This window comes from Streptomyces sp. NBC_01426 (assembly GCF_036231985.1).
GTDB lineage: Bacteria > Actinomycetota > Actinomycetes > Streptomycetales > Streptomycetaceae > Streptomyces.
The window spans coordinates 741,767-759,802 of sequence record NZ_CP109502.1; the positions used below are offsets into that span (position 1 = coordinate 741,767).

15 protein-coding genes and 1 tRNA gene are annotated in these 18,036 nt (G+C 71.0%); 13 read left to right on the forward strand and 3 right to left on the reverse strand.

The genetic code is table 11. The features are described from left to right. Positions 1-21: 21 nt before the first annotated feature. The 3 genes from OG906_RS42120 to OG906_RS42130 form a co-directional block, all read right to left on the reverse strand. Positions 22-663, reverse strand: a complete 642-nt coding sequence (locus OG906_RS42120) for a hypothetical protein (RefSeq protein ID WP_212728851.1) — start codon at positions 661-663, stop codon at positions 22-24. Between the two features lie 130 nt (positions 664-793). Beyond that, positions 794-1,183, reverse strand: coding sequence for a DUF6354 family protein (locus OG906_RS42125; RefSeq protein WP_329448985.1), 390 nt, complete (start codon positions 1,181-1,183; stop codon positions 794-796). Positions 1,184-1,256: 73 nt separating this feature from the next. Then, on the reverse strand, positions 1,257-1,904 hold the full coding sequence (locus tag OG906_RS42130; protein ID WP_329448984.1) for a hypothetical protein: 648 nt from the start codon (positions 1,902-1,904) through the stop codon (positions 1,257-1,259). A 265-nt stretch (positions 1,905-2,169) separates the two neighbouring features. Between OG906_RS42130 and tap the strand changes: the two genes are divergently transcribed. From tap to OG906_RS42195, 13 genes are all read left to right on the forward strand, one after another. Continuing rightward, positions 2,170-4,722 carry a telomere-associated protein Tap gene (tap, locus tag OG906_RS42135; protein ID WP_329448983.1) on the forward strand — a complete coding sequence of 851 codons (2,553 nt, stop codon included), beginning with the start codon at positions 2,170-2,172 and terminating at the stop codon, positions 4,720-4,722. Between the two features lie 22 nt (positions 4,723-4,744). Further along, positions 4,745-5,320 (forward strand): telomere-protecting terminal protein Tpg, encoded by a 576-nt coding sequence (gene tpg / locus OG906_RS42140; protein WP_212728853.1) that lies wholly within the window; start codon positions 4,745-4,747, stop codon positions 5,318-5,320. 38 nt (positions 5,321-5,358) lie between these two features. Beyond that, entirely contained in the window at positions 5,359-7,758 is a 2,400-nt protein-coding gene (locus OG906_RS42145; RefSeq protein ID WP_200728073.1) for a DEAD/DEAH box helicase, read from the forward strand. A gap of 268 nt (positions 7,759-8,026) precedes the next feature. Beyond that, positions 8,027-8,677, forward strand: coding sequence for a DCL family protein (locus OG906_RS42150; protein WP_200728074.1), 651 nt, complete (start codon positions 8,027-8,029; stop codon positions 8,675-8,677). A gap of 344 nt (positions 8,678-9,021) precedes the next feature. Next, positions 9,022-9,303 (forward strand): HU family DNA-binding protein, encoded by a 282-nt coding sequence (locus OG906_RS42155; protein ID WP_060880711.1) that lies wholly within the window; start codon positions 9,022-9,024, stop codon positions 9,301-9,303. Between the two features lie 189 nt (positions 9,304-9,492). Continuing rightward, positions 9,493-9,696 carry a cold-shock protein gene (locus OG906_RS42160; protein WP_060880712.1) on the forward strand — a complete coding sequence of 68 codons (204 nt, stop codon included), beginning with the start codon at positions 9,493-9,495 and terminating at the stop codon, positions 9,694-9,696. 56 nt (positions 9,697-9,752) lie between these two features. Next, a tRNA-Met gene (locus OG906_RS42165) sits at positions 9,753-9,826 on the forward strand. A gap of 205 nt (positions 9,827-10,031) precedes the next feature. Then, complete coding sequence (locus OG906_RS42170) at positions 10,032-10,493, forward strand: hypothetical protein (RefSeq protein ID WP_329448982.1); 462 nt, start codon at positions 10,032-10,034, stop codon at positions 10,491-10,493. Positions 10,494-10,631: 138 nt separating this feature from the next. Then, positions 10,632-12,173 carry a serine/threonine-protein kinase gene (locus tag OG906_RS42175; protein ID WP_329448981.1) on the forward strand — a complete coding sequence of 514 codons (1,542 nt, stop codon included), beginning with the start codon at positions 10,632-10,634 and terminating at the stop codon, positions 12,171-12,173. 172 nt (positions 12,174-12,345) lie between these two features. Continuing rightward, positions 12,346-12,771 carry a DUF3592 domain-containing protein gene (locus OG906_RS42180; protein WP_329448980.1) on the forward strand — a complete coding sequence of 142 codons (426 nt, stop codon included), beginning with the start codon at positions 12,346-12,348 and terminating at the stop codon, positions 12,769-12,771. 275 nt (positions 12,772-13,046) lie between these two features. After that, a complete protein-coding gene (locus OG906_RS42185; protein WP_329448979.1) occupies positions 13,047-14,612 on the forward strand; it encodes a GIY-YIG nuclease family protein in 1,566 nt (521 codons plus the stop codon). A gap of 376 nt (positions 14,613-14,988) precedes the next feature. Further along, positions 14,989-16,239 carry a hypothetical protein gene (locus tag OG906_RS42190; protein WP_329448978.1) on the forward strand — a complete coding sequence of 417 codons (1,251 nt, stop codon included), beginning with the start codon at positions 14,989-14,991 and terminating at the stop codon, positions 16,237-16,239. 71 nt (positions 16,240-16,310) lie between these two features. After that, a complete protein-coding gene (locus tag OG906_RS42195; protein WP_329448977.1) occupies positions 16,311-17,990 on the forward strand; it encodes a DUF4209 domain-containing protein in 1,680 nt (559 codons plus the stop codon). Positions 17,991-18,036 lie beyond the last annotated feature (46 nt).

Consider the following 18,036-nt stretch of genomic DNA (forward strand, 5'->3'; position numbering starts at 1 on the left):
CGGTCACCGGGATTCGGACAACTACGAGGCGCTCTCAGTAGGGGCAGTGCCGTACACGTGCCAGTCCCACAGGTCCCGGGCGCTGTTCAGGCTGGGGCACCAGGTGACCTTGCGGCCGTCGCGGCAGATCTCGCCGGCCCCCGGCGCACACCGGCACACCACGCGGAACTGCCCGGCGCGCGAGGACACGACCGCCTGCACGATCCGGCCCCGGTGCGTGCCGTGGGCGACCACCAGCCGGACGGCCGCGGTCAGCTGCTCCGGCGTGACCACCTCCAGCCGGTCGACCGCGTCCATCGTGCGCCAGACCCTGCCGTCGGGCAGCGTGTACGACTTCACCGCCACCCACTGGCCCAGCCGGAACACGGCGCCGACCACTGCGGCACGCTCCTGCTCGGGGTAGGACTGCATCACCAGGTCGCCCCGCCGCACGTGGGGAGCGTCAACCAGGCGCTGCAGCGCGCTCACCGCGGCCTGCGCGCTCACCCGGTTTTCGAGCCGCGCGGACTCCACGGTCCACACACCAGGACCGGGCCCGGGCTCCATCAGCTCCCATTCGCCCGGCCAGCCTTCCACGGCCACGATCTCACCGGACTGCAACACCTCGTCTCCGGACGCGGTGTCCGGGGCCTGGGCGGCCCCGGTCTTCGCCGACAACGCCATCTCTTCTCTGCTTCCTTCCATCAGCGATCACACGAATCGGCCACCAGGCCGTGGGTTAGCGGGGTGCGGGACCGGCGGCCACCCTCGGGCGGCCGCCGCGCGGCTGGACAGGCGGGTGCCGAGGGCCGGGTCAGTCCTGGCCCTTCGCTGCCTCGGCGGTGAGCTCCTTGTGTACGCGCAGCGCCGCGATCGCGTACTCCACGGGCGACGGACTGCCGCCCTGCACGCCCGTGATCGCCGCCAGGAAACGGGCGTAGACGAGCTGGTCGGCGTCGTCGACGACGTCCTCGATCAGGGTGAAGGCGCTCGTCGCGAAGCGCCTCAGTGCCAGCGGACGCGCCTTGCGGCCGGCCGCGCCCGGCCTGTTGTCGCGCTCGACCACGCAGTCGGCGTGTGTCGCGCCCACGGCGACCACGCGCAGCATCCGCTCGCGATCGACCATGTCGGGGGCCATGTCCTGCCACAGCTGCCCGGCCCGGACGGGGCCGACGGCGGACAAGACGGGCGTGGTGATGCTCATGGTGAACTCCTGGCTGGTGGCGAAGGGGTGATGCCGGGCAGCGGGCATGCGCCCGGCGACGACGAGAAGAGGTTCAGGCCGAGGTGCCCGGGGCGGGCGTCTTCAGAATGCGGAGGTTCTCCGCGTGGATCTCGGCGCACAACCGGCTGATGAGCACCCACAGCGGCATGGACAGACCGTCGAGCTGGTCATGAAGCAGCCGGGCGGCTTCGTGCATGCCGTGCTGTGCGCGGGCGATGTCGATCGTGTCCACGCCGCGCGCCGCCCGCTCCAGCGACCGGCCGGCGCCGAGGACGTGGTCGTGGGCATCGCGGCTGACCGTCTCCAGCCGCAGCGGGTGCCCCGGGGTGAACAGGGACGGCGGGGCCGGGGCCGGGTCGAAGGCGGCCGGGCGGCCCGCGGTGTAGCGGCTCGCCCACAGCTCCACCATGTACACCACGACGGCCTGCCAAGCGGCCTCGTCGTGCTCGCCGGTGCGCTCCTGGAAGGTCGTGACGGCCCGGCGGGCGAGGAGCTCAGCGCGCTCCAGCGCGGCGTTGCGACCGAGGCGGAAGTCCTCCAGCGCCTTGGCGGCCTCGATCACGTTCACGTGGGCCGAGCGGGCGTGATCGTTGAGACCTCGTCGCATCAGGATGTCGCCGGCCTCCACGGTGATCCGCGACCCGGGCGCGGCAGGCTCCCCGGGCTCAGGGGGCAGAACGTGCCGAGAGGGAAAGGCCATGGCTGTCGTACTCCTCAGGTGTCATGCCCGACAGGAACGGGGCTCCCAGCTCGGACGGGGGTGGGCTCGGTGTGTGCCGCCCCTGTTTGGGGGCGCGCCCGCCATCCAGCGGCGGCCCCTCTCAACGAGCAATCAACTTACATCTTGAAACCAGAACAAGCAACAACCATAATGCACATTGAAATGCAAACAGAACTTGCAATCGGCGGTCGGTGCGGGTACGTTAGATTCGCGTTAGATTCTGTTTTTGAGGGTGGAGGTGGAAGTGGACCCGGCAACCGACCCGGTAACGGCGGTGCTCGCACGGATCCCGGTCGACGGCCCGGTGCCGCCGCTGCCGGACCCGGCCGCACGCGTCAGGCTCCGCGAGGAGTTCGGCTGGACCGTGACGCAGATGGGCAAGGCGACCAGCGTGCGCCGCGAGACGGTGTGGACCTGGGAATCGGATCCACCCCGCACGCCGCGTGGGGAGAAGGGGCAGCTCTACGCCCGGCTCCTCGCCTACTTCGCCGACGAGCTCGCTCGCGCCGCAGCAACGAGCGGCGCCACCGCTCCGGTGCCCGTGCCGGTGCCCGTGCCCGATGCCGCGCCTCCGCCGCAGCCGGCGGCCGCCGCGGAAGAGGAGCAGCCCCCCCTGTTCGACTACGACATCGAGGACCCGCCCGAACTCGCCTGGCCGGACACCGACCAGAGCCCCGCCCTCGACAACACGGCGGCGCAGGCCGAGTACCCCGAGTACGACGCGCCCGGCTCCGGGACTTACCTGCCCGAGGACGTCACCCGCCCCTGTGTCCGCTGCGGCAAGCCGACGTCATGCCTCGTCGCAGGCCAGCCCCGCCACATCTACCTCCAGGCCATGGCCGCCATGGGCGTGCCCCGCTGCGGCACGCAGCCCACTGCCCCGGCCGAGCCCGTCCTGCCGACCGCAGCCGAGACGGCCGCCCCCGTGCCCGCTGCCCTCACACCGGCTCCCGCCCCCTCGGCGGACGCCGCACCACCGGCCGCCGCACCGGCAGTCGCGCTCCCGGCTGCTGCTCCCGCGTCTCCCGTTCGTCCGCCGGCCGTGCCGCGCCGCCCGGGCGCCGCCACCAGTTCGGCCTCCCGCCGCAAGACGGCGAAGAAGCCGGCCGTGAAGGCGGTGGCCCCCGAGCACGCCGACGGTCCGCTGGCCGTCCTCGACATCACCGACGGCGCCCTGACCGCCCACCTTGTCGACGGCCGCACCATGCCGTGCCCGGCCAAGACGCTCCAGGCTCTGGCCGCGTGGGCGCTGGACAAGAAGAAGATCCGCCTGGGGGCAGCCAAGCTCCACGACAACGGGTTCCACCAGGACCCGCTGATCATCCTCACCGAAGGGGCCGTGGCCCACTTCGGCCTGCCCACCAACCTCGCGGACCAGGAGGACCTGCGCCTGCCGGCCGACGACAAGATCGTCAAGAACATCACGAAGGCAGGCTGGGAACTCACCAAGTCCGGCTTCGGCCCCTGGGCCAGGATCTTCAAGCGCCTCGACGGAAAGCGCCACTGCGTCCAGCTCGCCCTCGTGCCCTGGGGCGCGCTGGAGACCCGCGCCTGGGGCAAGGCCGGCGACCTGCCCGCCGGTGAACTCGCCAAGATGCTCGGCACCTACGCCCGCCTGGTCATCACCCCCCGCGGCACCCTCGCGGTCACCGGCGAACAGCTCATGACCTCGCTGCGCCCGCCCACCAAGGCAGAGTGGAGCGAGAAGGAGAACAAGTACGTCTCGGCGAAGGTGCCCCACACCCTTCACACCGTCGTCGACCCCGCCCCGTGCGAGGCCCCCGACGAACACCCCGTCGTCGTCGCTGACTACCCCGAGGAAGGCTCCCGGCCCGCCAGCGAGGCCCTCGACGAGGAAGCCTGCATCTGGGTCCGCCCCGCCGAACTCATCACCGACGACGAACGGGCCCGCACCCACGTCGCCGCCCTCGACGTGCAGGTGGCCTTCCTCGCCGCCTGCCGGCGTCTGCACGTCGGCACCGGCCCGGCCATCCACTACCCCCGCAACCCGTCCTTCGACCCCGAGCTGCCCGGCTCCTGGTTCCTCGACCTCTCCCACATCGAGACCGACCCGCGCCTGCCCAGCCCCTTCACCTCCAGCGGCGAGCGCCCCGAGGGACCCGGCTGGTACGCCACGCCCACCGTCGCCTACGCCGTCGAACTCGGCGCCGACGTCCGCCCGATGGAGGCATGGGTCCGTGAGACCCACAGCCCCTACCTCCAGCCCTGGTACGACACCCTCCGCGACGCCTACCTGACCGTGATGGCCGACCTCGGCGTCACCACGGACCTCGACGACGAAGCCTTTCTCGCGGCGATGGCCCACTACAAGGACGGCGACCCGCTCCTGGTGACGCTGGCGAACGCCATCAAGGCCACCGCCAAGTCCGGGATCGGCAAGCTGCGCCAGCGCCCCAACCTCGGCCTCGACCACGTCTTCGGCGACCCGTGGCCGGCCCTGAGGCGGCTGACGTGGCGGCCCGACATCCGCGCCATGATCCTTTCGAAGGCGCGGACCAACATGCACCGCAAGATGCAGAGCCTCACCATCGCGGGGCGGTACCCGCTCGCCGTCAACAACGACTGCGTCGTCTACGCGATCGACGGCCTGTCGCCGCTGCCGGTCCTGCTCGGCCCCGACGGCGAGCCGATCCGCGGCGGCTTCCGCCTCGGCGTCAACCCGGGCTCCGTCAAGCACCAGGGGAGCCAGACCATCGGCTGGGCGCTGGACCTGCTCGCCGACGGAGTGAACATTGCCAACGAAATCAAGGACGCCTCGCTCGTCCGCGTGGCCTGAACCGTAGGGAAGCTGACTGACCGTGGGACTGATCGAAGACCGCCTGGAAGAGGCCGCCGAGACCGCCTACTCCCAGCCGATCCCCAAAACGCTCGGCGCGCGGATCCGCTTTCTGCTCAAGCAGGAGAAGGGCGTCAGCCGCGCCGAGGCCGCCCGCGCGGTCGCCGAGAAGATCGGCAAATCCCAGCGCACCGTCGAGCGCTACCGCGACGACGAGATCAAGGCCGCGAAGCCCGAGACCGCCGCCCTCATCGAGGCCACGGTCAAGCAGCTCTGGCAGCCGATCGTCAAGGCGAAGAAGCTCCAGGCCGCCGTCACCACCGGCGGCATCAAAGTGGACGTAAGAGGGAAATTCGGGTTCAAGTCCCCCAAGGGCACCACCAACGACCCCCGCTACCGCCGCCTCACCCGCCGCCTGGACGCCGCCACCGCCGCAGCCCTCTTCGAAGCCAAAGAGGCCGGCGCCTCGGAGGAAGACCTCGCCCAGATCGTCGCCGACGGGCTGCGGGACGACTACTTCACCGACGGCGGCTCGCGGGCCACCTCTCTTCAGTCGGTCGCACTGACCGGCATCGACCACATCAAGTTCAGCATCTGACCCGCCGCCCGCACCCGGCTGAAAGGACCGGCCACCCCGTGACCGCGACCACCACCGCCCCACCGCCCAGGATCAGGCTGCGCCCGCACCAGTCCAAGGCCGTCCACGCCGCGCACACCGCGCTGCGCCTGACCGCCCGGATCTCCGTCGTGATGGCCTGCGGTACCGGCAAGACGTACGTCGCCGCGCGCACCGCCGCCCGTGTCGCCCCCCAGGGCACCCGGCTGGTGCTGCTGCCCACTCTGGAGCTCCTCGCCCAGACCATCGACGACTGGCGCACCGCCGGCATGACCGGGCCCGTGCTCGCCCTGTGCTCCAAGCGCCCCAACACCGCGGGCGAGCCCGTCGCGTTCACCACCGACCCGGCCGCCCTGGCCGCCACCGTCCACCAGAACCCCGGCCTGACGGTCTTCGCCACCTACCACTCCCTGCACCGCGTCCAGTACGCCCACACCCACTTCGCTCTCCCCGCCTGGTCGCTGGTGGCAGTCGACGAAGCCCACCGCACCAGTGGTGACCTGGGAAAACGCTGGGCAGCCGTCCACGACGACGAACTGATCCCCGCGCACAAGCGGCTCTACCTCACCGCCACCCCGAGGATCTGGTCGGCCGGCGAGCCCGGTGACGACGAGGACGACTCGCTCGTCGCGTCCATGGACAACCCGGCCCTCTACGGCGACACCTGCTTTCGCCTCCCGCTCGCCGAGGCCATCGACGAAGACCTCCTGGCCGACTACCGGGTCGTCGTCATGGAGGTGAACGAGGCGACCATCCGCACCCGGCTCGGGATCTCCGACAAGGCCACCGAAGCCGAACTGCGCCAGGCCGCCCTCCAGATCGCCGTCCTGCGCGCCATGGCCGAGCTCGATCTGCGCCGCGTCGTGAGCTTCCACCACCGTGTGGCCGACGCCCACGCCTTCGCCGACACCCTCCGCGAGACGGCCGCCCTCCTCTACGCGCTGGACGAGACCGGAACCGGCTGCCCCGACCCGGGAGAACTGTGGGCGGCCGGGCTCGACGGCAACCAGGACCCCGCCTACCGACGCGAGCTCCTGGACCGCTTCGACGGCCGCCCGGGCGCATTCCTCGCGCCGGCCCTCCGCACGGTGATCGCGAACGCTCGCCTTCTCGGCGAGGGCGTCAACATCCCCAGCATCGACACCGTGGTCTTCGCCGATCCCAAGGAATCGATCGTCGACACGGTCCAGGCCGTCGGCCGCGCCCTTCGACAAAAGCCTGGCCAGGGCAAGAAGGCCACCTTGATCGTCCCCGTCTACGTCGCCCCCGGCGAGGACGCCGACGACCTCATGGGCTCCAACCTGTACCGCCCGCTCTGGCGGGTCCTCCAGGCGCTGCGTGCACACGACGACCGCATCGCCGACCGTCTCGCCGTCCCCCAACAGCCCTCCTACCCGCAGCCGGAGGACGAGCAGGACGACGCGAGCGTGCCCGTCGACGTCGTCTTCGACCGGCCCTTCCCCGCCGACACCATCGCCCAGGCCTTTCGGCTGCGCGTCCTGCACCCCCGCGAAGCGTCCTTCCGGCGCGGTCTGGAAGCCGCCACCGTCTACCAGCAGGCCCACGGGCACCTCGATGTCCCCCGGCTCTACGACGATGCGGGCGGCTTCGCGCTGGGCCGCTGGATCAACCGGGCACGCAAGGCGTACGCGGCCGGCACCCTCAAGCCCTCCCAGATCAAGTCCCTGGAACACCTCGGCATGATCTGGAACCTCCAGACCCAGGCCGCCGAACGCGGACTCCTCCACGCCCGCAGCTGGGCCGCCCGCCGCGGCCATCTCGCCGTTCCCAGCGACGAGATGATCGGCGACTACGCCTTCGGCCGCTGGCTCACCAACCGCCGAGCCGCCGCCCGCACCCGCGCGGACAACGGACTCGAACCCGACCCCACCGACACCGCACTCGCCGAGATCGACCCGTACTGGAACCCGCCGTGGCCGATCACCTGGCAGCGCCTCTACTACACCGCCCGCACCTACGCCGAAGCCAGCATCACGCTCGACGACCTCCCCGCCGACTTCATCACCGACGACGACGAGCCCCTCGGTGAATGGGTCGCGGCGCAGAGCACCGAATACAGCACACTCCATCCCGAGCAGCTCCGGCTCGTGAGCGAGCTGGGCATCACCCTGATCGAACCCGACGATGAGCCGGCGCAGCCCACCGGCCGAGCCGCCCGCCAGCAGCGGCAGCTGAACCAGGGCCTGGCGGCCGTCGCCGCCTTCCGGGACCGCGAAGGTCACGTCCTCATCCATCAGCGCGACACCGTCACCGTCGACGGCGAGGAGTTCAAGGTCGGCCAGTGGCTCAAGAACCTCCGCCGACGTTGGGACAGCCTGCCGCCCGAACACGTTCAGGCCGTCACCGCCGCGGGCCTCACCCGCCACCCACAGACACCTGAGGCCGCGGTCAGCGGCTGAACGCCGCCGCCCCCGCCGAAGGGCGGGCTTCGCCGGCGTAAGAGGGCCCCCGCAGCACGACAGGGACGTACTCGCACCCTGCGACCTGTGCGGGGCCGCCTACCCGATCACCCGAACGAGTGAATGTGCGGTGATCGGTGGGCAGGCTCTCCCATCCCCTCCACGCTGATCACGGGTGCGCGAAGGCCGCACTACAGCGGAGTTTGGGGATGCTTTCGGCGTAGCGTCGCCGGGTGGTGGCGCATCGAAGAAGGGAAGGGCCAGGTTCATGGCCGAGTTCTGGATCGGGCATCGCAAGTACCGGACCAAGGGGGATGCGCAGGAGGCGGTACAGAAGGTGCTGTACCGGTACTCGGTGGGCAGCATCGTGGATCAGCAGGAGGACCACCTTCTCCTGCTGGACCTTCTGAACATGCACCGGGAGGCGGAGGACAAGATCGGCCCTGGTGTCGAAGCCTTCGCGATCGCCCCTCCGCCGCGCGGTCCGTACCCCTGCTTCGAGGTGGTCCGGGTGGACGGCAGCCGCATCGACTTCTCGTACAAGGACTGTCTGAAGCCGAAGACCTACCGTCAGCAGGTCCTGAACGTGATGCGCGACGAGGTGAAGTCGGCCATCAATACGTATTTCGAGTCCCGCAAGCAGGCCGGCTCCCTCGTCTCGGACCTGTCCGGAGCAACGCTGGAGAGTTCCGACACGGCCGTGAGCTACTTCGGCGGGCCCTCTTTCAACGACATCGCCGGGGAGTTCGCCGACCGTGTCGGCGGGTGGGAGGCGATCGAACTGACGCCCTCCACCGAGCCTGGACTCGGGCGGTTCAAGGACCGCGACCTGGCCGAGCAGTGGTTCAGCTACCACCAGGACCGTGCGGTTCTCGGGCTGTTGTCGACGAAGGAGAACCAGCGCCGCCCTCGCAGGTAACTCGGGTGCCCGAACGCAGCCGCACGTCCGCTCCGACGTGCGGCTGCGGCCGGGGAGTCGGTCGGGTGAGGGAGGGGCGGTCCACGGGGACCTGGACGAGCGCGCCGGCGGCGGGTTGGTCGAGCGCGAGCTGTGTCCGTGGTGTGGGGGCCTGCCGGGTCCGGCGTGCTGGGCGAACTCCAACGGCTGCTCCTGCGGCGCGACCGCCTACCGGCCGCCAGCTTCGCCGCAGCGTTCCGCTGCTGGTGCCGGGCACAGCGTTGTCAGACCTCGGTGCAAGGATGGCGAACGAAGCGTCGCGTCCGCGCAGCGGTCGCGACAACCCGAACGTCACGGAGTACCGCATGAACCGCAGTGAGCTGATCGCAGCCCTCGCCGAGCGCGCCGAGGTGACCCGCAAGGACGCCGACGCTGTTCTGGCCGCCCTCGCAGAGACCGTCGGCGACGTCGTCGCCAAGGGCGATGAGAAGGTCACCATCCCCGGCTTCCTGACTTTCGAGCGCACCCACCGCGCTGCCCGTACGGCCCGCAATCCCCAGACGGGCGAGCCGCTCGAGATCGCAGCCGGATACAGCGTGAAGGTCTCGGCAGGCTCCAAGCTCAAGGAAGCCGCGAAGGGCAAGTAGCCCCCCGCGCCGTGGGCACTCCAGGACCGCGCACTGACTCACGGACGCACTGCGTCACGCGATCACTGCGCGGAGCCCGGATAGTTGTGGCGCCGACGGGGTAGAACGGACGCCGGGTGCCCTCCGTCTACGGAGGGCTCCGACTCCAGACCAGCCGGGGTTCCTCGGCAAGATCGAAGGACACGCAGTATGGCCAGCGGCACCGTGAAGTGGTTCAACTCGGAGAAGGGCTTCGGTTTCATCGCCCAGGAGGGCGGCGGCCCGGACGTCTTCGCCCATTACTCCAACATCGCCGGCAGCGGCTACCGCGAGCTGGCGGAGGGCGACGCGGTCACGTTCGACGTGACCCAGGGGCAGAAGGGCCCCCAGGCCGAGAACATCGTCCGGAGCTGACGGCCGTACGGCACCGCCCCGCCCGCGAAGATCACTGTGTAGAGTGGCCTTACCGACGCGGGGTGGAGCAGCTCGGTAGCTCGCTGGGCTCATAACCCAGAGGTCGCAGGTTCAAATCCTGTCCCCGCTACTGACCGAAGGGCCCGGCATGCAGCCGGGCCCTTCGTCGTATGCGAACACCACGTGGAGCACTAGCGGCTGTCCCTGGCCCTGACCGGAACAGGCCGGTATGGGCATTGCCCGCTGCCTCTCGGGCCGTGTCCTTCCGCGCGGCGCGATGATCTACGGTCTCCTACGGCACCGAAATGATCAGTTCGCAACGGGGAAGTACGCACATGCGCAAGACAACAACGCTCACCACCACCCTGCTCGCAGCGGCCGTGCTGCTGACCGGGTGCGGCAGCGAGAAGAAGGACACCGGCCCGGCCAAGGCGGGCGAGGCCTCGCCGAGCGTCTCGGCGAGCGGCGGCGCGAAGGGCTCGTCGTCGGGGAAGAAGGGCGTTGCCCATCAGGTGGTCTTCGAGGTGGGGGGCACGGGCACGGGCAAGGTCATGTGGATCGGGAACACCAACCACTTCGAGCAGGTGACGTTGCCCTGGACGAAGACGGAGGCCATCCAACTGGAGGGGGCCGAGCTGAAGGTCGGCGTCACGGTGTCGGTGGTACCCGCCTCGGTCGAGGGCCCGGACAGAATGCTCAAGCCCGCCCCGTGCACGATCAAGGTCGACGGCAAGCAGGTCGCTGACAACCAGGGCGGCAAGTCGGCCGAGCCCTGCAAGTACGAGCTCAAGGACTGACAGCCGGCACCCTCACACACGCCTCGCCGCCCTCCGGCAAGTCGTGTGCGTATGCTCCGCCGCACCGCCGGGCGCGCCCCGCGACCGGCGGTGCGCTGGGCCGGCCGGCCCAGCGCAGGAGCATGCAGGGCTGGAGGAATGATGCGCGGCACGACGGTCGCCGGCCGGTACAGGCTGAAGGAGGCCATCGGCAGCGGAGGCATGGGCACGGTCTGGCGAGCCGAGGACCTCCACCACCTTCACGACGTCGCCCTCAAGATCATCCCGGTGGGGGAGGGGGACCCAGTACGTGAGGCGGCCTTTCGCCGGGAGGCACACGTGGCCGCGCGCCTGTCCCACCCGCACGTCGTCGCCGTCCACGACCACGGCGCCGCCGACCTCGACGGCCGCCGCATCTTCTTTCTGGCCATGGACCTTGTCGACGGCCGCCCGCTGAACACACTGACCGGCAGTCCACTCTCCCTGACTGATGCCCTGACCTGGGCGATCCAGATCAGCCAGGCCCTGGAGGCCGCCCATCAGTCCGGCATCGTCCACCGCGACCTCAAGCCGTCCAACATCCTCATCGACCGGTCGGACACCGCGTACCTGTGCGACTTCGGCATCGCGCGCCTGGCCGAAGCCACCCATCACACCCTGACCGTGACCGGCGTCGCCATCGGAACCCCCGCCTACATGTCGCCCGAGCAGGCCCGCGGAGACACCACCCTGGCCGCGCCCAGTGACCTCTACTCGCTCGGCTGCCTCCTCCACGAACTTCTCGCCGGCAGCGTCCCCTTCACCGGCACGGGATGGCAGGTCCTCAACCAGCACCTGAACGACGCGCCGGCCCCGCTGTCCGCCCTGCGCCCCGGCGTCCCCCGCGAGCTCGAACAGCTGGTCCTGGAGCTCCTCGACAAGAACCCCGACCGCCGGCCGACCGCAGCCGACACCCGCGCACGCCTCACCCAGCTGCACACCGCACTGGCCGCCTTCGCCGACGCACCCACCGCAGTCCCGAACCCGCAGCCGCCCACGCGGGTCGCCACCACCATCGACCGGGCCGCCGAAGGCCGCGAACCCGGCACCCGGCTCCCCGCCGTGGTCGCGGGCGCCGTCACCGCCGCCGCCATCGCCGGCGAACTCTCACTCACCACCACACTGCCGACCGCCTGGACGGCTGCCCTCGGCACTCTCGCTGGGCTGCTCCTCGCCGCCCTCTACCTTCTCGACCCGCCCCAGTCGCCGCACCCCGAGCAGCTGAGGATCACCACGGCCTGCCTGCTAACCACCCTGCTCCTGACCGGCGGCATGGCGCTCGCCGTCCTGGTCAACGCCCCCGACCTGTGGGCGAACGCCCTGGCCATCGCAGTCCTCGGTGGCCCCGCGCTGCTCACCTTCGCCAGCGGCGTGCGCCGCCTGGTCGAGCACAGCCTTCACCGGAGTGCCTGGCACGCCGATCTCGCCACGACCGCCGGCATCCTCCACACCGCCGTCGTCCTGCTCACCGGCCACCACGCCGGCCTCTCGGGACTTGCCCTCACCGCTGTCGGCGTCGTGCTGTGGCCGGCCGCGGCGCTGCTCACGGCGATGCTCACCCCGGGCCGCTCCCCCTCCAGCCTTGCTCGGCCGACTCCCCCCGGCCAGGTCACGCACCGACACCGCCCCGGACCGCTCCCCGCCCAGCCCCGGATGCCCTAGCGCCCCGACGAACCGACCAGACCGTGCCGCCATCGGCGTGCACCTCCCAGCGCCGCCCTACCGCCCGAGAACGGCGCCACGACCGTCGATACGTACGGGTCCGCAGGTCACCGGGGCGAACGGCACTCGTGCCTCGGGCAACCGATGCCGCCACGCACGCGTCGGACACGACATGAACCGCGAATGGCTCTTCACGCTCATACCGCTGGTGATCGGCGTGAGCTTTCTCTGTGCCGGCGTGTACGGACTCCGCCGCGCCAGCGCGCTTCGCCGCACGGGCATCACCGCCGTAGGGCGAGTCGTCCGCCACGACACCAGGCGAGACGACGACGGAGCCAAGTACCACCACCCGGTCGTAGCCTGGACGACCCGGGACGGCAGCGAGTGCACGTACTCCTCCACGTTCGGCCGAGGCAAGGTCCTCAACGGCTACGGCGTCGGCAACTCGGTCTTCGTCCTCTACGACGAGAACAATCCCCGCCGCTTCGAGATCCGCGGCTGGGACTCGACTTCGTTGTACATGGTGTTCACCGTGGTAGGCACGGTGCTCACAACAGGCACATTGACGGTTCTCCTCGTCCTGCTGAGCACTCTTTGACCGCCGTGAGATGTTGCGCACCCAGTGGTTCAGGCGAGCGGGCCCACCGTCGTGCCGGACCTTTCCCCTGTCTGATGACCGCGCCGAACGCGCCGCCCACCGGCGGCCCTCAACAGGTCCCCGGCGCCCCGGACCGTCACCGTGCTGCTCGGCCGCGAACTGAATGAAGCCGCCGGGCCACCCAGCGGAAGACGGACACCGCAACCCACCAGCGGCAAGGCGACGATCAGAGTCGATGTCAGTGGCCACCCCTATGCTGCGCCGAACAGCGAGGCATGACCCCGCTCACCCTGGAGAGCGGGGAGTTGGACTTGGCAGGCAGCGGCCGACCGCGGAAGGATCCGCGACAGGCGGAAGAGATCATGCGCGCGGCCGGCCTGGAGCCGCTGGAGCCCTACCGCGGCAGCTCCGCCCCGTGGCGGTGCCGCCATACGGCGTGCGGGCGGGAGGTCACCCCCCGCCTGAGCAACATCACCAAGGGACAGCGCGGCTGCGTCTACTGCTCCGGACACGCCCGGATCGAACCCGAGGCCGCAGCCGCGGTGATGCGGGCGGCCGGGCTGGAGCCGCTCGAGCCGTACCCCGGCGGCAGCGACCGGAAGTGGCGGTGCCGTCACCGCGCATGCGGACGCGAGGTCACACCCACCTATGTCCGGATCAACTCCGGTGCCGGGCCCTGCCGGTGGTGCGCACCGAACGCGCCGGTCGACCCCGACGTTGCGGCGGCCGACATGCGGGCCGCGGGCCTGGACCCCCTCGGCCCGTACCCGGGAGTGGACACGCCCTGGCCGGTCCGATGTCGGGCGTGCGGAGCGCCAGGGGCCCCCACGCTGGGCTCCATCCGTCAGGGGCAGGGCGGCTGCTACCCCTGCGGCCGGCGCAAGGCCAACGAGTCGATGCGCCACGACGCCGAGACCGCGGCCGCGGTGATGCGGGCGGCGGGCCTGGAGCCGCTGGAGCCGTACCCCGGCACGGAGTTCGCGTGGAAGAGCCGCTGCATCACGTGCGGGTCCATCGTCTCCCCGCGCCTGGGTTCCCTGACCGGCCGGAGCCGGCGTCCTGGCTGCAAGCGGTGCGCCGACCGGGCCAACGGTGCAGCACAGCGCCACGACGAGGACCTGGCCGTCGCCGAGATGCGCGAGCACGGATTCGAACCCCAGGAGCCGTACCGCGGGGTCAAGTACCCCTGGCGCTGCCTGTGCCACGGCTGCGGCACCATCACCTCACCGACCTTCGGATCCATCCTCGCCGGCCAGAGCGGATGCCGGCGCTGCGCCGACCTCCGCTCCGCCGCCGCACGACGGGAAGACCCCGAGCGCGCCGCCGCCTCCATGCGCGAGGCCGGTCTCGAGCCCCTGGAGGCCTACACCACGTCCATGACGCCCTGGCGCTGCCGCTGCACCACCTGCGGCCGCACCTCGACTCCCACCCTGTCCAAGATCCGCAGCGGCCGCGGATGCAAGTACTGCGCCCGCTTCGGCTTCGACCGTGCCGCGCCCGCCCGCGTCTACGTCGTCACCCACGTACAGCACGGCGCCGTCAAGATCGGCGTCGCCGGCGCTCGTCAGCGAAACGACCGCATCGGCCAGCACCGCCGCCTCGGTTGGACCCTGTACTACGAGCACCACGTGCCCACCGGCGACGACGCACTGTCCGTCGAACAGACGATCCTGCGGCGCCTGCGCGCCGCCGGGCACGGCGTCTTCCTCACCGCCGCCCAGTTGCCCAACGGCTGGACCGAGACGTTCGACGCCGCCCGCGTCACCGCCGCCGAGCTTCGGGACGCGATCCGAGAACACCAGACCGCACCAACCCCTCCTCAGCCGTTGACCCTGTTCTAGCCGCACACCTGGGCCGGGGGAGCGAGCCGACCTCGGCGGCGGCGATGGGGGAGTGGTGAGGGAATGGGCTACGCCGCGCCCTGGACGGCAAAAACTGCCACGGCGGCCTGCTCGGCGCCTCCAGCGCCTTGGTGAACGTCAAGGCGACGACGGCCGCCTCGTCGGTCAGCCGGCCGGGTGCCCCCACGCCGGCCGCGGCCACGGCGCGGGCAGCACGCCGGCCGGTCGCAGCATGACGTCTCTCGTCGGCGAAGCTCCCGTCAGGCGGGCCACGGGGGCAAGCCGTTTCCCGTCGTGCTGGTCGTTCAGGCACCGGGCGCCCGTGTGGCGGGAGAAGGTCTGGCCGGGCACCCGTAGCGCCCGTCATGATCACGGCATGGGTGCAAGCGCGTGGGACACCGAGACCAAGCGGCCGATCTATGTCGATCTGGGCGTGGAGGGGCTACCGATCGGCCTGGCGGGCGGCCGGTACCTGTGCAGAGCCTGCGCGGATCCACTGATCCTCAGGGGCGCCCGGCCCGAAGCGAAGGTCACGCCGCACTTCTCCCACCAGGAAGGAGGTCCGTGCCGACTGGCAGAACGGGAAGCGCAGATCGACGCGGACGACCAGGTCGTCATCCAGCTGAGCCACCAGATTCGCGCCCTGCCCGGCATCACCGGCTGCACCCTCGCCTCCCCCGGAGACGACCCTCACGACCCGATCGGACTCCCGCCGGTCGTCATCGCACAGTGCGGCGACACCGCCGTTGTCATCGAACGCCCCGGCACGCTGCCCAGCCCTCAGGCAGTCCGCCGACGCATCCTCGCGGTACGCGAGCACCACGCCGGAGCCGCACACGTCTGGTTCCTGCGCCGCGACCCTGGCCAATTCGGCCAACTCCCCAGCCACAAGGTCCGCCTGAGCGGACGGGACGTCGAGCACCAGCGTGTCGCCCCCACCGAGCAGCAGCTGGCCATCCTCGACGCCGGCGGCCATGTGTACTGGCTCGACGGGAAGCTCGTGCTGGTGCCCTACGGCTACCACGCCTTCCGGCACCCCGCCCGCCCCGAACAGGACTGGACGGCCTGGCCGAAATGGCCGCGCCACAAGGACCCCCGGGACGACTGGCGGATCAGCAAGCCCCGTCCGGCCCCCACCGCGGACTGCTGGGGCCTGGTCCCGATCGCCTTGTCCTCGCTGACCCGCACCCGGGCGGTCTTCCACCCCGCCGACGCGCACAAGGTCATGGACGAGCTGTATGCCGCCCAGGAGGGCCGGCACCGCTGGCGCGACCGGCGAGCCCGCGAGGTGTACGCCGAGCGGCACGCTCCGCCCACTCCTCAGCCCGCCGCGCCGATCCCGACGGCCGAAGCCCCCGCCACCGAGGCTGAGACAGATCAGCACACCGCCCCACAACTTCCGCAGCCAGCCGACCAGCACGATGCCGAGGCACCCCCGCGCGGGAACGTGACCCCGTCCGTCGCCTCGTCCGCGAACCTCGCGCCGGCCTTCCCACCTCCACCTGTGGCCCCGCCCACGATTCCCCCGCCCCCACAGCTGCCCCCCGCGCCCCCCGCGCCCCGCGCGCCCCGGCAACGCCGATGGGTAGACACCCTCCGCATGCTGCGCCGACGGCGTGAGCGTTGACGAACTCCGGAAAAGCAGTGGGCCCGGTCCGAAGTCGTACCGATACTGGCGACGGAGGAAGTGAGGCGCCCATGCCGCAAGTAGAACCGTGTGTGCTCGACGTGCTCACGGAAGCGGCGGCGAACGCCGCTTCCTGCGAGGACATCGCCGCCGTCCTCGCGGCCGCGGACACCGGCACGAACGCGGCCGCCGAGCAGCAGCGCGATGCGCTACTCGCCGCGCTGCGTCTCCGACCCGCCGGGACTGGCAGGGCGCAGACGTTCACCGGGATCGTCCTCGGCCGGCCGCCTGCGGGCCTGTCCGACGTCGCCGCCGACCAGATGGAGACCTGGAGCGCGTACGCCGAGGCCGTGACCAACTCCTTTGTCCGGGGACGCCTCCATCACCTTCTGCTCGTCGCAGGACACGGTCGCAAGGTCGACCGCATCCGGGGCGCGGCCGCCGGGTACCTGGACGCGGTGCCGATTTTGCTCGCCGCCCGCAAGCGCTTCCCCGGCCTGGTGGGTGCGACCGAGTGTCTGCGCTGGGCCGGAGACCTCGCCCGGACCTATAACCAGACCGACCTGTGCAAGCGCGTCACCGACGACACGGTCGCCCTGGCCGAGCGAGTCCTTGCCGCTCCCGAGGACGAGACGGCGATCATGGCTGATCTCCTGGAGGGGCTGCGTGTCCAGCGCTACGACATCACCGACTTCGCAGAACGCGCCGCCCGTCGGTACGCCGGCGATGTGCACGCCCGCGTCGGATTCCTCAAGCTGATACGGGCAGAAGCGTCCGAGTTCCGCCGAGTCGGCATCGACACCGAGATCGTCAGCGCCCTCCTCGACGCCGCCGATGCCGACACGGGGTTCCGTCGCCACAACCTGCTGACCCAGGCCGCGACCATCGCGCGGGATCGAGGTCTGCCCGAGCTGAGGGTGCGTGCCGAGATGGCCCTGCAACAGACCGATCCGGACTCCCTGGGATGGACTCGAATCCGTCGCCCGCTCATCCCCCCGCCGGGACTTTTCGCCGGGGCCCGGGCGCACGTCGACGCCGCCCCAAGCCTGCGAGACGCACTGTGGCGAACCGCGCAAGACGCCCATCCGGCGATGCGCGAGCACCCCGACGACGTGGGCCTCCTGGACGGTCTGCTCCGGATCCCGCGCACGCGCATCAACACCGCCGGACCCGTCCAGGTCGCTCCGCCCGTCGCCGCCGCCGACGACCACCTCGTCGGACTGCAGGTCCTCGCGATGGACTTCCTCGGGCACCTCGCCGCCCATCAGCTCGACCACATCCACGAGCGCTTCGATCCGGACGAGGCCGAGCTGATCGGCGCCCTCGCCCATGGCGCCGTCTTGCCGGAGGCGCGCGCCCGAACGCTGGCCTACGCCTTCCGGTACTTCTGGCTGGGGGAGTTCGACGCAGCGGTATGCATCGCCCTGCCTCAGGTGGAGCAGATCCTCAGACAGCTCCTGCGCTGGCAAGTCTCGATCTTGTCCGTGGCCAAGGGCGAGTCCCCCGGGACCGTCGACCAGCTGGGAGGACTCCTCCGCAGCATGCCGGCCGCCGGGTATCCCGCGGACTGGAGCCGCGCCCTGGAGTTGCTCCTGGTCGACCCCGACCGCGGGATGAACCTGCGCAACGACGTTTGCCACGGCCTGATCGACACCCCGCCCAAGCACCGCGTCGCGCTCATCCTCCAGGCGGCGCTGTACCTGCTCAGCTACGCCCACGGGCATCGAACCCTCGCCCCGCCCGCTCCCTGAGCGTCCGGCAAGTCTGAACCCGACGGGGGACGTCACCGCCTTCCGC

What these genes read in the sequence shown, in the direction of transcription:
- OG906_RS42120 (WP_212728851.1), bottom strand. Translation starts at nt 663, where the DNA reads ATGGCGTTGTCGGCGAAGACCGGGGCCGCCCAGGCCCCGGACACCGCG.
- OG906_RS42125 (WP_329448985.1), bottom strand. Translation starts at nt 1,183, where the DNA reads ATGAGCATCACCACGCCCGTCTTGTCCGCCGTCGGCCCCGTCCGGGCC.
- OG906_RS42130 (WP_329448984.1), bottom strand. Translation starts at nt 1,904, where the DNA reads ATGGCCTTTCCCTCTCGGCACGTTCTGCCCCCTGAGCCCGGGGAGCCT.
- OG906_RS42150 (WP_200728074.1), top strand. Translation starts at nt 8,027, where the DNA reads ATGGCCGAGTTCTGGATCGGGCATCGCAAGTACCGGACCAAGGGGGAT.
- OG906_RS42155 (WP_060880711.1), top strand. Translation starts at nt 9,022, where the DNA reads ATGAACCGCAGTGAGCTGATCGCAGCCCTCGCCGAGCGCGCCGAGGTG.
- OG906_RS42160 (WP_060880712.1), top strand. Translation starts at nt 9,493, where the DNA reads ATGGCCAGCGGCACCGTGAAGTGGTTCAACTCGGAGAAGGGCTTCGGT.
- OG906_RS42170 (WP_329448982.1), top strand. Translation starts at nt 10,032, where the DNA reads ATGCGCAAGACAACAACGCTCACCACCACCCTGCTCGCAGCGGCCGTG.
- OG906_RS42175 (WP_329448981.1), top strand. Translation starts at nt 10,632, where the DNA reads ATGATGCGCGGCACGACGGTCGCCGGCCGGTACAGGCTGAAGGAGGCC.
- OG906_RS42180 (WP_329448980.1), top strand. Translation starts at nt 12,346, where the DNA reads ATGAACCGCGAATGGCTCTTCACGCTCATACCGCTGGTGATCGGCGTG.
- OG906_RS42185 (WP_329448979.1), top strand. Translation starts at nt 13,047, where the DNA reads ATGACCCCGCTCACCCTGGAGAGCGGGGAGTTGGACTTGGCAGGCAGC.
- OG906_RS42190 (WP_329448978.1), top strand. Translation starts at nt 14,989, where the DNA reads ATGGGTGCAAGCGCGTGGGACACCGAGACCAAGCGGCCGATCTATGTC.
- OG906_RS42195 (WP_329448977.1), top strand. Translation starts at nt 16,311, where the DNA reads ATGCCGCAAGTAGAACCGTGTGTGCTCGACGTGCTCACGGAAGCGGCG.